Consider the following 14,704-nt stretch of genomic DNA (forward strand, 5'->3'; position numbering starts at 1 on the left):
TTCGCACCACTGCAGCGTAAAATGATGTCTTTGGCTTGAGCAACACCGTCGCGGTGGCGTCGATAAACAAAAAGGAAGTGACACACAGCGTGGGCATTGGAAACGGACCGCTCATTGTGCAGTCGGACAAGACAGTGCTGCTGGAAATCGACCACGAACAGGCGCAAGAGGCGCGCACCGCGCTGGCGCCGTTCGCGGAGTTGGAGCGCGCACCCGAGCACGTACACACCTACCGCATCACCCCGCTAGCGCTGTGGAACGCCCGTGCCGCCGGGCACGACGCGGAACAGGTCATGGACGTGCTGGAAACTTACTCGCGGTTCCCCGTCCCGCAGCCACTGCTCATCGACATTGCCGACACGATGGATCGCTACGGGCGGCTGAAGCTCATCAAGCACCCCGCGCACGGGCTCGTGCTAGAGACGACGGACAGGGCTGTGCTGACGGAGATCCGGCGTCACAAAAAAATAAAGCCCATGTTGGGCGCAGACATCGACGAGGACTCGATCGTTGTACACCCTTCCGAGCGCGGCAGGCTCAAGCAGGAACTGCTGAAGGTCGGCTGGCCCGCAGAGGACCTGGCGGGCTACGTCGACGGCGAGGCACACCCCATCGAGCTGTCGCAGGAACACGAAGAATGGCAGCTCCGCGACTACCAGGAGATGGCGGCCGACAGCTTCTGGGAAGGCGGCTCGGGCGTGGTAGTGCTGCCATGTGGTGCGGGCAAGACGATGGTCGGCGCGGCCTCTATGGCGAAGGCAAAGGCCACCACCCTGATCCTGGTGACGAACACCGTCGCGGGCAGGCAATGGAAGGACGAGCTGGTGCGCCGTACCTCCCTGACCGAGGAGGAGATCGGCGAATACTCCGGAGAGAAAAAGGAGATCCGCCCCGTGACCATCGCCACCTACCAGGTGGTCACCCGCAAGTCGAAGGGCGAATACCGGGCGCTGGAGCTGTTCGACTCCCGCGACTGGGGCTTGATCATCTACGACGAGGTGCACCTGCTGCCCGCCCCGGTGTTCCGCATGACCTCCGACCTGCAGTCCCGCCGTCGCCTGGGGCTGACCGCAACCCTGGTGCGCGAGGACGGCCGCGAAGGTGACGTCTTCAGCCTGATCGGGCCGAAGCGCTATGACGCCCCGTGGAAGGACATCGAATCGCAGGGCTGGATCGCCCCGGCAGATTGCACCGAGGTGCGCGTGCAGCTGACCGAAGCCGAGCGGATGGTTTATGCCACCGCTGAGCAATCCGACAAATACCGCCTAGCCGCCACCACCCCGACGAAGACGAAGGTGGTGCGCAAGATCATGGACATGCACCCGGACGAGCCGACGCTCATCATCGGCGCGTATATCGACCAGCTGGAGGAGATCGCTGAGGAGCTAGATGTGCCCGTCATCGACGGCAAGACCGGCAATGCCAAGCGCGAGAAGCTGTACCAGCAGTTCCGCGATGGTGAGCTGAAGACGCTGGTGGTTTCCAAGGTGGCGAACTTCAGCATCGATCTGCCCGGCGCGTCCGTGGCCATCCAGATTTCCGGCACGTTCGGCTCGCGGCAGGAGGAGGCGCAACGCCTGGGCCGCATTCTGCGCCCGAAGCCGGACGGAGGCGGGGCGTTTTTCTACTCCATCGTCGCGCGTGACACACTAGACGCAGATTATGCCGCGCACCGCCAGCGCTTCCTGGCTGAGCAGGGCTACGGCTACCGCATCGTCGACTCTTTCGACCTTTAGAATTTTTAAGACCCCTCTGTTTTAAGGAGCCCCATGTCCGCCGCCCAGCAACCGATGCAGGTTGACTTCCACTTCGATGTCGACGAGGAGTATGCCCGCAAGCACAACGAGTTCCTGCGCGATGCGAAGCGAATGCAGGTGTCGGCGGGTGTGCTGGCCGCCGTCCTGGCGGTGATCGTCGCCGTGCTGCTGTTCACCGCGGGCTCTCAGTGGTGGGCCCTTGCTATTAGCTTCGCTTTGGGCGTGTTCGCTCTACTGTGTCTAATCCTGATCCCGGTGCTGCCGCGCAAGATGGGATCCCCGCAGCAGTACTTCGATATGTACCAGCTCGCCCCGGCGATGATCGCGGAGGTCAACGCGCGCGACATGGTGCTGCTGATGCTTGTGGACGCCTCTACCGAGCCAGCGAAAACCGTTCCCGCGCTGGCATATCGCACTGTCACCTCTGTGCCGGGCGTTCCTCGGGAGGTCGGTGCGCGGGTGCCATCCATGGCCGTCACTGGCTACCGCCCGACGCGTGGCCCGAAGGTATACGAGGAGATCTCTCCCATGCCGGTGGCGTGGGGCACTGGGGATGCGAAGGTGTGGAAGCGCGCGGAGCGAGCAATCAGCACGAACCTGTGGAACCGCCTGGAGGGGCTGCTGGACCAGGTGGACAAGGCCAAGCAGGCCAACCGCAGCGTGTACGTCCTGGAAGACGGCAAGGCTGACGCCAAGCCGGCGAGCAAGCAAGGCGGGCAGGACAAGCAAGACAAGCAGGACACGAAAGCCAAAAAGGGTAAAAAATAACGCAGGTCACCGTTGCGACAGGCGGGTGATTGATTTCACAATGGTTGTGTAGGTCACTAAACTGGCACGCACATTGTTGAACAATCCGGCCGGAGGTGCGGCTTTCCCTCACTCCCGGCCACACAAGGAGACGATCACATGTCCACCACCCGCAGTCCGCTTTCCATCGACCTGAACGCCGACCTCGGAGAAACGACCGGCGGCAACCCCGTCAGCGACGACGCCGCAATGGTGGCCATCGTCTCCAGCGCCAACGTCGCCTGCGGCTTCCACGCCGGCGATGCCCACGCGATCTCCAACACCCTGGCCGCCGCCGCGGAGAACAACGTCACCGTCGGCGCACACGTCGGCTACAACGACCAGGCTGGTTTCGGCCGCCGTTTTATCGACTACTCCCCCGCCGAGCTGGCTGACGAGGTTCTCTACCAGATCGGCGCCCTCGACGCGCTGGCTAAAGCGCGAGGCACGCAGGTGCGCTACGTCAAGCCCCACGGCGCGATGTACAACACCATCGTCCACCACGAGGCCCAGGCCAAGGCCGTCATCGAGGGCATCAAGGCCTTCGGCGCGGATCTGCCCGTGATGCTGCTGCCCGGCGCGGTTGCCGCCAACTACGCGGAGAAGGCCGGCCTGCGCGTGATCAACGAGGTCTTCGCCGACCGCGCCTACAACCCGGACGGCACCCTGGTTTCCCGCCGCGAGAACGGCGCCGTTCTGCACGACCCGGAGGTCGTTGCCCGCCGCGTGGTGCGCATGGCCGAGGAGGGCACGATCGAGGCCATCGACGGCTCCACCATCCGCACCGCCGCCGATTCCGTGTGCGTCCACGGCGATTCCCCCGGCGCGGTCGCCATGGCAGAGCGCATCGCCGCCGAACTGCAGTCCAACAACATCACCATCGGGAGCTTCCTGTGAGCCACACCGTTTCCCCCGTCGGCACCCGCGCCGTCATCGTAGACCTGCCCGACCTGGACACAGTGATGTCCTGGCACGCCTCGCTCGTAGCCAGCCCCTTACCCGGTCAGGTAGAGGCCATCGCCGCGGCGCGCACTGTGCTTGTTTGTTTTGACGCCCACTCCTCCGCCATCGCCGGCTTGAACACCCTGCGGGACTTCCAACCGCAAAGCTCTGCGGAGGCCAACCCGCGGGAGGTCACCATCGACGTCGTCTACGACGGCGAGGACCTGGCGGACGTCGCGGAGCTGATGGGCATCTCCACCGAGGAACTCATCACCCGCCACACCCAACAGCAGTGGCTGGCGGCCTTCGGCGGCTTCGCCCCGGGCTTTACCTACTGCGTTCCGGCTGCAGGCGACCAGTCCTACACATGGGACGTACCTCGTCGCAGTTCCCCGCGCACTGCCGTACCGGCGGGCGCGGTGGGCTTGGCCGGACAGTTCTCCGCCGTCTATCCCCGCACCTCCCCCGGCGGCTGGCAACTACTGGGCCACACCACGCAGCCAATGTGGGATACGAATGCAGAGCAGCCCGCGCTGCTGCAGCCGGGCGATACCGTGCGCTATCACCAGGTGCGCGAATCCATCAGCGCTGAGTCTGGCTCCGCTAAGGAGGCCACGGCCGGCGCGGGCGTGGGGGCGTCACAAAACAAGAAACATATCGTCCCAGCCCGCCCGAGCGTAAAGGTCCTGGATGCAGGGCTGCAGACCCTGTTTCAGGACACGGGACGCGCGGGCCACGGCGACATCGGCGTGAACGGCTCCGGCGCGGTCGATCGGGCGAGCGCCTGGGCGGCGAACGACGTGGTCGGCAACGCCTCGAGTGCAACCGTGCTGGAGAACATCGGCGGCATTGAACTGGAAGCACTGGTGGATACCGCAGTGTGCGTGACCGGTGCGCGCGCGAACGTATCGATCGGCCGGCGCAACTTCGAGCTGGGGGCGCCCGTGGAGGTCAAGGCCGGACAGACTCTCACGATCGAACCCGTCGGCGGGGCGGGCAATGGCCTGCGCAGCTACGTGGCCGTGCGCGGCGGTCTGGTGACGGACGAGGTCCTGGGCTCCAACTCCACCGACATTCTTTCCGGCCTGGGGCCGCAGCCCGTGGCCACCGGCGATGTGCTGAAGGCCGGGCGCCGCACCGCCCGGGCATCCGTCGGCACCGCAACCACTAACCCCTTTGACGGCGAAAACGTGCTGCGCTGCGTGGCCGGACCGCGCGACGATTGGTTCGGCGAGGCAGAGCTGCAGCGATTCACCGAGATCGAATGGACCGTGACAGGGCAGTCGAACCGCGTGGGGCTGCGGCTGGCGCTGGCGGAAGGTGACGAATCGCCCGAACCCTTGCAGCGCAGCCACGACGGCGAGCTGGCCAGCGAGGGCATGGTCAGCGGCAGCATCCAGGTTCCGCCGAATGGGTTGCCCGTGGTGTTCCTGGCAGACCACCCGGTAACCGGCGGCTACCCCGTGATCGCCACCGTCATCGACAAGGACCTAGACAAGGCCGGCCAGCTGGGGCCGGGGGATAAAGTGCGCTTCGAGCTGATCGACTTCGAATAGCCTGCAGGCGCGACCACAGACCCTAAACAACACAACGACAAGGAACGAACCCATGAGCCAAGAGACCTTCCCGCTACAGACCGTCCTCATCGCCAACCGCGGCGAGATCGCCATTCGCATTGCCCGCGCCGCCCGGGACCTCGGCATCCGCTCGATCGCCGTTGTCTCCGAGGCGGACGTGGACAACCTGCACGCCAAGATCGCCGACGAGGCCTACACGCTGCCCGGCAACACCGCCGCCGAGACGTACATGAACATCCCGGCTCTGCTGGACATCGCCCTACGCGCCGGCGCGGACTGCGTGCACCCCGGCTACGGCTTCCTGTCCGAGAATGCGGATTTCGCGCGCGCTGTCGCGGAGGCTGGCCTGACCTGGGTCGGCCCTGCACCGGAGGCCATCGAGACCCTGGGCAACAAAGTCGCTGCTCGCGCCCTGGCCACCGAGGTTGGCGCCCCGCTGGCACCCGGCACCCCGGATCCGATCCCGAACTGGGAGCAGGCCCGCGATTTCGCCGACGAGCACGGCATGCCCATCGCCATCAAGGCCGCATTCGGCGGCGGTGGCCGTGGTCTGAAGGTCGTGCACGACTACAACGACATCGAGGCCGCCTTCGAGTCCGCAGGTCGTGAGGCCAAGGCAGCCTTCGGCCGTGGCGAGTGCTACGTGGAGAAGTTCCTGACCAAGCCCCGCCACGTGGAGGCGCAGGTGCTGGCCGATACGCACGGCAACGTGCGCGTTGTGGGCACGCGCGACTGCTCCGTGCAGCGCCGCTTCCAGAAGCTCGTCGAGGAGGCCCCGGCGCCGTTCCTGACGGATAAGCAGCGCACCGACATCATCGAGGGCTCCCGCTCCATCTGCCAGGCCGCGAACTACACGGGCGCGGGCACGGTGGAGTTCATCGTCGCCGAGGACGGCACCGTCAGCTTCCTGGAGGTCAACACCCGCGTGCAGGTCGAGCACCCGGTCACCGAGGCTGTGACGGGTGTGGACATCGTCGGCGAGCAGTTCCGCATCGCCGCCGGCCTGCCGCTGAGCTTCGACGAGGACCCAGTCAGCGACGGCCACGCCTTCGAGTTCCGCATCAACGCGGAAGATGCCGCCAATGGATTCGTCCCCTCCCCCGGCACTGTCACCCAGTTCGAGGTTCCGACGGGTCCGGGCATCCGCGTGGACGCGGGCGTGCGTTCCGGCTCCACCATCCCCGGCTTCTACGATTCCCTGATGGCCAAGCTGATCGTCAAGGGTCCAAATCGCGAGGTCGCCCTGCGCCGCGCCCAGGCTGCCCTGGCCGAGATGCGTGTCCAGGGTGTTCGCACCGTGCTGCCGTTCCACAAGGACATCGTCACCCACCCCGCGTTCTGCGGCGACGATCTGCACGTCTACACCGACTGGGTGGATAAAGAGTACGAGCCGGGCATCGGCGCGGGCTATGCCGGTTCCTCCCCCGAGGATGTCGAGGATGCCTACACCGAGCGCACCACTCTTACCGTGGAGATCGACGGCCGCCTGCACCGCGTGAGCCTTCCTTCGTCCTTCGGCGTTGCCACCGCTGGTTCTTCCGGTGCGGACGCCACCTCGGCCTCCCCCGCCACCGGTTCCAGCGCGGCCGCTGGCAACTCCGGCGCGGGTACTTCTGCGGGTAGCTCCGCCGGTGGCAGCGCCGACGCTAACGCTGTGGTGTGCCCGTACACCGGTGTGCTGGTGAAGTGGCAGGTCGCCGATGGCGACTCTGTGGAGGTCGGCCAGCCGATCGCCACCATCGAGGCCATGAAGATGGAGTCCACGGTGGAGGCCAAGTCCGCCGGCACCATCACGCTGGCGCAGCTGAATCCGGGCGACAATGTGTCGAAGGGTGACGCACTGGGGCACATTGCGTAATAAGCTGTACTGCTATGCACTCCCAGTCGGCTATCGCGCATTCAGCTCTCCTTGACGGCATCGCCTCCGGTACCTATCTACCGGGCGAGAAGCTCAATGAGGTGAATGTGGCCCAGTCGCTGGGGATCTCCCGGAACACTCTCCGGGAGGCTTTCGCCACCCTGGTTTCGGAGGGTCTGCTGGAGCGGATCCCCAACCGGGGTGTTTTCATTACGGAGCCCACTCGCGAGGACTTGGCCGACATGTACGCCGCCCGTATGGTGCTGGAGCCGGGGGCTCTACTGTGGGGCCGGCGGGAGGGGCTGGACGAGTTGGAGGGGATTGTCGCCAGCGCAGAAAAACTGCGGGATTCCGCCGGTTCGAACGCCAGCGAGGAGGACATCCGTGCGATTGCGGATGCGAACCAGGATTTTCACCGCGCTATTGTCGCCAGCGCTGGATCGGCGGGGTTGAATCACTCGATGGATCGCATTTTGGCGCAGATGCGCCTGGGGTTTGCCCGCGCCAACCGGTTGAACCACGAGTTCCACGTGGAGTTCATTGCGCAGAACCGCACGGTGACGGATCTAATCGCAGAAGAGCGTTGGCAGGAGGCGGCCAACCAGCTGGCCGGGTTCCTACAGCGCACGGGCGATAACATCGAGCGTTATTTCGGCTAAGAAACGCGCACGAGGTTTCTCTCTGGGGTGTGTACTCAGGGCACCTGGTACTGCAGGTCGCGCGCATCGGTGATCAACATGTGCCCAGGCGCGTGGCAGATCGCGAATTCGGGCTTGGATTCCATCACCACCGATTGAGGGGTCACGCCACACGCCCAGAAAACAGGGATTGTGCCGGCGGGGATATCCACGGCCTCGCCAAAGTCCGGATGGTTCACGTCCTGGATACCAATAGCCGCGGGGTCGCCGACGTGCACCGGGGCGCCGTGTACTGCCGGGTAGCGGGAGGTGATCCGTACTGCGTCGGCCACTTGGGCGGCTGGGATGGGGCGCATGGAGACAACCATCGGGCCGGAGAACACCCCCGCAGGGTTGGTAGGAATGCTCGTGCGAAACATCGGCACGTTCTTGCCCTGTGCAATGTGTTCCACCGGAACGCCGTTTTCAAGCAGCGCGGTCTCGAAGGTGAAGGAGCAGCCGATGATGAAGCTGACCAGATCCTCGCGCCATACGTCGCGCGCGTCCGGAACCTCGCTGTCCAACTGGCCGTTGCGGTACACGCGGTACAGCGGAATGTCGCTGCGGATGTCCCCGTCCGCCAGCAGCTCGGAGGAAACCTGTCCGGCTTCCAGCACGCCGAGCAGCGGGCACGGCTTCGGGTTGCGCTGGGCGAACAGCAGGAAGTCGAATGCTTGCTCTTGTGGCAGGGTGATCAGGTTCGCCTGTGCATAGCCCCGCGAGTAGCCCGAGGTGTGAGCCACAGTGCCGGCGCGGAAGATCTGACGCGCCTGCTGTGGCGAGAGCGCACCTGGATTCCCCTGATACTCCTGCCCTACGACCTCATCTGCCATTTCCGTGGCTCCCTTTTCTACCTCTTATGCTCCGATTCTTCTTATGCCCAGATTTCCGGCAGCTTGCTCATGGAGTTCCAGCCCAGATAGACCGTCAACACCCAGGTAATCACGCCCACCGCCAACAGCCAGGTTGGGTACTTGTAGTTCTGCAGCAGGTCGCGGCGGCGCCAGGCCACCCACAGAACGACGGCGAAGCCGATCGGCAGGATCAGGCCGTTAAATGCACCAGCAAAGATCAGCAGCTTCTGCGGAGCCTGGTTCAGGATCAGGTAGATCGCAGCACACACGGCGATGAAGGCCACGACCAGCCAGTTGAAGGTGGACTTCTTCATCGACTGCGGGGTAACGAAGGTCAGGGAGGTGTAGGAAGCACCCACCACAGAGGTCAGGCCTGCGGCCCACAGCACCACGCCGAAGAAGCGCACGCCGATGTCGCCAGCGGCGTGACGGAATGCGTCTGCAGCCATGTTGTCGCCGGCCAGCGTCACGCCCGAAGCGACCACGCCCAGGATCGCCAGGAACAGCAGTGCGCGCATAATGCCGGTCACGATGATGCCAGAGACCGAAACCTTGGTGATCGTGTTGACGTTCTGCACGCCAGTCTGCCCGGAATCAATCATGCGGTGCGCACCCGCGAAGGTGATGTAGCCGCCGACAGTGCCGCCGATAAGAGTGGTGATCACAAGGAAGTCCACCTCGGTCGGTGCCACGGTGTTCTTCAAGGCCTCACCCAGCGGTGGTGCGGAAACGACTGCGACGTAAATCATCAGCAGGATCATGATGGCACCCAGGCCGGCGACGATGCGATCCAGAGCCATGCCCGCGCGCTTCGACAGGAAGATAAAGATGGCGATCGCTGCGGACAGTCCGCCGCCTAGCAGTGGATCCCAGCCGAGCATCGCATTGATACCCAGACCCGTTCCGCCGATATTGCCAATGTTGAAGATCAGCCCGCCGATGAACACGAACGCTGCCATGACCCAGCCGAGCCCCGGCAGAACCTCATTGCCCAACTCATTGGCACGCTTGCCGGATACGCCCAGCACGCGCCAAACGTTCAGCTGAATGGCGATGTCCACCAGGATCGAAACGAGGATTGCAAACGCGAATGCCGCACCCATCTCCACCGTGAACACGGTGGTTTGGGTGATGAATCCCGGGCCGATGGCGCTGGTGGCCATGAGGAACATTGCGCCCAGCGACGCGGTGAACGTGGCCGCGCGGGCCGCTTCGGGCTTCCCGCCTACGGGCGTGCTGTCTGCGGGTGTGCTGGCTACGGGCGTGCCGCCCTCGTGCTCGTCTGTATTCGACATGTCGGCGCCTTTCTATGAGTGATTTGTATCACTTTAGAATGTTGTTCAACAATCCGCAACTACCTTCCGCAGCCATTCCCCCAGTTCGTCGACTCGCTGCCGCCACACCGCGGGAGCCGCAATGATGTGTTCACTGTCGTACTCGTAAAGCTGCACCTCGGCGCCGCTTTCCTCGAAGTACTTCTTAATGACGCCCCCTGCGGTTCCCCTACTGTCGAACCTCGCAAGGGAGACTGCCGTGGGTACCCCTGCAATATCCACCGCGAATCCCTCCGGGATTCGCGGGCTAAGCGCCGCCAGGAAATCCAGTTCAAAATCCGGCCCCAGAGCCGAACTCATTGCCGTCCCCACGACCTGACCTGCGGCCACCAGCCCACTGCCGAATACGACCAGGCCGAAAGCCTTAGGCGACAGCTCCGCCTTGACCTGCGCGACTGCTTCCGCCACGTCCTGCTGCGTCAAGTCCCAGGATCCGTAGCCGGGCAGCGGATACGTCAGATCTACGATGGTCACCCCGGAACGCTCCGCGAGCGCGGCGAAGAGGGGAAGCCAGAACTGGTCGTGGCTTGCACCGTCACCGAACCAGCCTGGTCCCCCGTGCAGGCTGACGGCTACGGCCCCGGTGGGATCAGGGGGCGTCAATACCGTTCCCACAACCCCATCCGGCAGCGCGGCGTGCTGCGACGTCCAAGGTTCGGCCCGAACCTGGGAGGTATAGGCGACGTGTGGCATGCGGTGGTCCAGCCCCGCCCCCAGCACCAGCAAGCTGCTGTGCGCCAGCAGGTCGGGTACTCGCGCCCACATACGCTCCGTCTCGTCCACCAGCTCCGCGGGGACGGGGCAGGACTGATCCTTGTAGGGAATCCCCTCGTCGTTGACGAGGGAGCTGAAGATCTCCGGATAATTGTCTTCAAAGAAATTGTTTAGCTGCTCCAGCTGCTGCTGGACGCTCAGCGGTTCCACGCCAGCTTGCACGTCGCCGCCAGTACCGGGCAGGTTAACAATGTCGGAGTTCGGGGTCTGCTCGCTCATGGTTAGCCATTGTAGTTTCGACCCCGGACAAGGTTCCCGCTTTAGTCGGCAATCGCCTCCAGCGGGGAGGTCTTCGCCGCCTTGTGCGCCGGCCACAACGCGGCCAGCACGCCCACGATGCCGGAGCCCACAATCATGCCAACCAGCAGCTGCCACGGCAGGACCGCGCTATCCAAACCTTCGGAGGCCAGCACCTTCACGAAGACCCAACCCAGACCCACGCCAATGAGCACGCCCACTAACGCGCCATAAATGGCGATCTGCACAGCCTCGAGGGTGATCATGCGGCGCACCTGCTTGCGGAACATGCCCACAGCACGCAGCATGCCGATCTCCTGCCGGCGTTCAATCACATTCAGCGCCAGGGTGTTGATGATGCCCAGGATCGCCACCAGGATCGACAGCGCCAGCATGGCGTTGAGGATCATCAGCATCTGGTCGATACCGCTGGAAACAGTACCCGCGTACTCGGTGGGGGTCAGCACGTCGGCCACGATGAACGGCTCCACGGCCTTGCTCACGTTGTCCTTCAGGTCCTTCTCGCTGATATTCCCATCGCCGTGGACGAGAATCTGCAAGATGCTCAGATCCTCAGTCTCGTCGAGGGGTTTGCCCTGCCCCAAGTAGGGCTTCAGCGCAGCCTCGTTGAGCAGCGTCTGCGACTGCAGCGGCTCGGTGTAGATGCCCAGCAGCTTGATCTTGCCCATTTCCCCCTGGCCAACGCGATACATCGGCACCTCGTCGCCGACCTTCCACTTCATAGCTTTGGCCTTACCCTCGGAGGCGTAGAAGCCCGGTTCGTCGGACTTCAGCTCCTCACCGAGCGAGCTAAGCCCCATGGACTTACCGAGCGGCCCCTTGAAGTAGAACGCATACATTCCCGCATACGTCACGTTGCTCTCGCTCATGGGCCTGCCCACACTGACGGGCGCCACTCCCAGGGTGGAGTGCGAGCTCACGCCGTCCGCTTCGTCCACGGCCTTCTCCACACCCTGCGGCAGCGGGAAGCCCTGGTTTTGCGGACCACTGACCACCAGGTCGGACTTCACCGTGTCGCCGATCATGTCCTCCATGGCGTTTTTCATCGTCGCGCCGACCATGCCGAATGCCGCCACCAGCGCCACGCCCAAGGTCAGGGCAAACGCTGTTGTTGCGGTGCGTCGCGGGTTCCTACGCGAGTTTGCGGACGCCAACTTTCCAACCGCCCCAAACGGAGCGCCCAAGACGCGCCCCAGTGCCGGGACGATTGGAATGGATAGCGCCGGGGAAATGAGGAAAGTACCAACAATCACCAACAGGGCACCGACGCCCAGGATGCTCGCCCGAGCGCCCGTGTCGGCGTCCTTAAGAACAAGAGCGACAACCGCGGCGGCGGCACCGAGAAGGAACACGATGGCGCCGGCGATGGTGCGGAGTTTCAGCGGCGACGAGCTAGAGACATCGCCCGAGCGCATCGCCTCGACCGGGTGCACGCGACCGGCACGGCGCGCCGGCGACCATGCGGAAACCACTGTGATGAGCACGCCGATGACCGGGGGCAGGATCACCGCCTGCGGGGTGAGGCTAAGGCCGGTGCTTGGCAGGCCGAACCCGGCCATGTCCATGATTGCGAAGATGCCCTTGGCCAGGCCCATTCCGGCCACGATGCCCAGGGCCGAACCAACGAGGCCAACCAGAACGGCCTCAAAGACAACCGAGGTCGTCAGCTGGCTACGGGAAGCGCCCAGGGAGCGCAGCAGGGCGAACTCCCGCATGCGCTGAGCGACGACCATGGAGAACGTATTGGCGATGATGAATGCGCCCACCAGCAGGCTGACCAGGGCGAAGGCCAGCAGGAAGTAGTTGACGAAGCTGAGGCCGTCCTGGATCTCCTTAGTGACTTGCTCGACGATCGAGTCGCCGGTGACGACCTTGAGTTCCGGGAATTCTTCCTGGACAGAGTCCTTGAGCTGCTCCGCGGTCACGCCGTCGTTAGCGGACAGCCAGAAACCGTCGGGGAAGGTGCCGTTGGTGTATCGGTCGATATAGACCTGGGTGTCAAGAGCCAGGCCGAGGTAGCCGCCCACGGAAAAGTCCGTGTCGTAGATTCCGACGATCTTGTAGTCATGGCTGTCGCGGACGTCGATGGCTTTCAGAGTGTCACCGATGTGCACGCCGTGCTTTTCGGCGGCATGGGTGTTGATCATTGCCTCCTTCTCGCCCTTGGGCTCGCGGCCATCGGCCACGGTAATGGAGGGGCCGGGTGCGTTCTCGCCGGTGTCGTTGGGATACAACACCGAGGGAGCACCACCGGTGCTCAGCTGTTTACCATCCTTGGCGAAGACGGCGATGGTTTCGGATGCCATGGCAACGCTTTTGACATCCTTGTTGTCCTCTAACTTGCTTCGTGTTTCCTGCGTGATCGGCTTGGTCGGATCCTTCTGCGTTACTTCGACGTCTACAGCGGAATAAACGTTTTCGAATACACCGTTGAAGGACTTCTGCATCATGTCGGTGAACATGGAGGAACCGGAGATAAACGCGGTTCCCAACACCACTGCAATGATGGTGAGGAGGAAGCGAACCTTGTTGGCGAGCACGCTACGGTAGGAAACCTTTGCGACGGCACGAGCATGGCTGCTGCGGGACTTGCCAGTAGCTGCCGAGCCGCGAGGCTTTCGGGTACCAGTGGAGTTGGGCATTACTAGTGCTCCTCCAGCTTGCCCATGACGCCGAGGATGGCGTCTACGTCGGGCTTTTTAAGCTCGTCTGCGATTCGTCCGTCAGCGAGGAATACGACTCGGTCGGCGTAAGAGGCAGCCTTCGGGTCGTGGGTGACGATGACGACGGTCTGATTGTCCTTGTCCACGGCATTGCGCAGAATGCTTAGGACTTCCGCGGAGCTATTGGAATCCAGGTTGCCAGTTGGCTCGTCGCCAAAGATGATCTCCGGCTGGGAGACCAGGGCGCGTGCGCAGGCGACGCGCTGCTGTTGGCCGCCTGATAATTCGGACGGGCGGTGGCCTAGTCGATCCTTGAGCCCGAGGCGTTCGACGACCTCGTCGAACCAGTCTTGGTTGACCTTGCGGCCGGCGATGTCCAGCGGCAGGGTGATGTTCTCTTTTGCAGTGAGGGTGGGGACCAGGTTGAAGGACTGGAAGATGAAGCCCAGGCGGTCACGGCGCAGAGTCGTGGTTTGCTTATCGTTCAGCGTGGAGATGTCGGTGTCTCCAATGTAGGCCTTACCGCTGGTGATGGAATCTAGGCCGGCCATGCAGTGCATGAGTGTGGATTTACCGGATCCACTAGGCCCCATGATGGCGGTGAACTGTCCGTCGTGGAAATCGATGGAGATACCGTCCAGTGCTTTTACTTCGGTCTCTCCATGACCGTATATTTTCCGTACGTCTACGGCGCGAGCGGCGCTGTCTAGTTGTTTGTTCTCAGAGTGCTTCATCAGCGTTGCTCCCAAGTTTTCCGGTAGGTATCCACTGTTTGTGGGGGTAATAACCAAAGTTGTCCGCCGTTAGGCATCTATTTAGACAACCCAATTATATGCGCCGGCGTTTCACCCTGGGAGACTAAACGAGCGAACGCAAAAAGGCTCGGAGCGCTTTCCAATCAAGGAAAGGCTCCGAGCCTCATTCTTTAGTTTTAGTGCCGGCGGTGACTTACTCTCCCACACCCTCCCAGGTGCAGTACCATCAGCGCAGGTAGGCTTAGCTTCCGGGTTCGGAAAGGGACCGGGCGTGACCCCACCGCTAACAACCACCGACAAACCAATACAGAACAAAACACACACCCAACCAAACACAGCTGGTGTGTCGTGCCGTTCCAGACACTGCATAACAGACGCGAGCACACAACTTTGCGACAATCCGAAATCGTCTCAGCAACAACCACACAACAAAAGTGGCTTTTTGTGTTGAACATCGGCTAATTAGTAC

General features: G+C 63.3%; 11 protein-coding genes and 1 rRNA gene. 6 read left to right on the forward strand and 6 right to left on the reverse strand.

What is annotated here, in order from left to right:
* Positions 1–89 precede the first annotated feature (89 nt).
* The 6 genes from MHX52_RS08375 to MHX52_RS08400 all read left to right on the forward strand — a co-directional run bounded on the left by MHX52_RS08375 (position 90) and on the right by MHX52_RS08400 (position 7,579).
* Positions 90–1,736, forward strand: coding sequence for a DNA repair helicase XPB (locus tag MHX52_RS08375; RefSeq protein WP_239317645.1), 1,647 nt, complete (start codon positions 90–92; stop codon positions 1,734–1,736).
* 33 nt (positions 1,737–1,769) lie between these two features.
* Positions 1,770–2,525, forward strand: a complete 756-nt coding sequence (locus MHX52_RS08380; RefSeq protein ID WP_239317647.1) for a DUF3239 domain-containing protein — start codon at positions 1,770–1,772, stop codon at positions 2,523–2,525.
* A 138-nt stretch (positions 2,526–2,663) separates the two neighbouring features.
* Positions 2,664–3,440: a LamB/YcsF family protein gene (locus MHX52_RS08385; RefSeq protein WP_239317649.1), complete on the forward strand. Its 777-nt coding sequence runs from the start codon at positions 2,664–2,666 to the stop codon at positions 3,438–3,440.
* Entirely contained in the window at positions 3,437–5,041 is a 1,605-nt protein-coding gene (locus MHX52_RS08390; RefSeq protein ID WP_239317651.1) for a 5-oxoprolinase/urea amidolyase family protein, read from the forward strand. The genes MHX52_RS08385 and MHX52_RS08390 overlap by 4 nt, the downstream gene beginning before the upstream one ends.
* Before the next feature lie 52 nt (positions 5,042–5,093).
* The gene (locus tag MHX52_RS08395) at positions 5,094–6,920 is read left to right on the forward strand and encodes a biotin carboxylase N-terminal domain-containing protein (protein ID WP_239317652.1); all 1,827 of its coding nucleotides are present in this window, start codon (positions 5,094–5,096) and stop codon (positions 6,918–6,920) included.
* Between the two features lie 14 nt (positions 6,921–6,934).
* Entirely contained in the window at positions 6,935–7,579 is a 645-nt protein-coding gene (locus MHX52_RS08400) for a GntR family transcriptional regulator (protein ID WP_035005225.1), read from the forward strand.
* 35 nt (positions 7,580–7,614) lie between these two features.
* On the opposite strand, the gene MHX52_RS08405 is transcribed toward MHX52_RS08400, so the two are convergent.
* The 6 genes from MHX52_RS08405 to rrf all read right to left on the reverse strand — a co-directional run bounded on the left by MHX52_RS08405 (position 7,615) and on the right by rrf (position 14,533).
* The gene (locus MHX52_RS08405; protein ID WP_239317653.1) at positions 7,615–8,430 is read right to left on the reverse strand and encodes a putative hydro-lyase; all 816 of its coding nucleotides are present in this window, start codon (positions 8,428–8,430) and stop codon (positions 7,615–7,617) included.
* Between the two features lie 41 nt (positions 8,431–8,471).
* Positions 8,472–9,746: an NRAMP family divalent metal transporter gene (locus tag MHX52_RS08410; RefSeq protein WP_370642237.1), complete on the reverse strand. Its 1,275-nt coding sequence runs from the start codon at positions 9,744–9,746 to the stop codon at positions 8,472–8,474.
* A 45-nt stretch (positions 9,747–9,791) separates the two neighbouring features.
* Positions 9,792–10,778 (reverse strand): alpha/beta hydrolase, encoded by a 987-nt coding sequence (locus MHX52_RS08415; protein WP_239317657.1) that lies wholly within the window; start codon positions 10,776–10,778, stop codon positions 9,792–9,794.
* A 41-nt stretch (positions 10,779–10,819) separates the two neighbouring features.
* Positions 10,820–13,459, reverse strand: coding sequence for an ABC transporter permease (locus MHX52_RS08420; protein WP_239317660.1), 2,640 nt, complete (start codon positions 13,457–13,459; stop codon positions 10,820–10,822).
* Positions 13,460–13,461: 2 nt separating this feature from the next.
* Positions 13,462–14,214, reverse strand: coding sequence for an ABC transporter ATP-binding protein (locus MHX52_RS08425; RefSeq protein ID WP_239317663.1), 753 nt, complete (start codon positions 14,212–14,214; stop codon positions 13,462–13,464).
* Positions 14,215–14,415: 201 nt separating this feature from the next.
* Positions 14,416–14,533: ribosomal RNA gene (gene rrf / locus MHX52_RS08430) — 5S ribosomal RNA — on the reverse strand.
* Between the last annotated feature and the right edge of the window lie 171 nt (positions 14,534–14,704).

The organism is Corynebacterium sp. ACRQJ (genome assembly GCF_022346045.1).
GTDB lineage: Bacteria > Actinomycetota > Actinomycetes > Mycobacteriales > Mycobacteriaceae > Corynebacterium > Corynebacterium evansiae.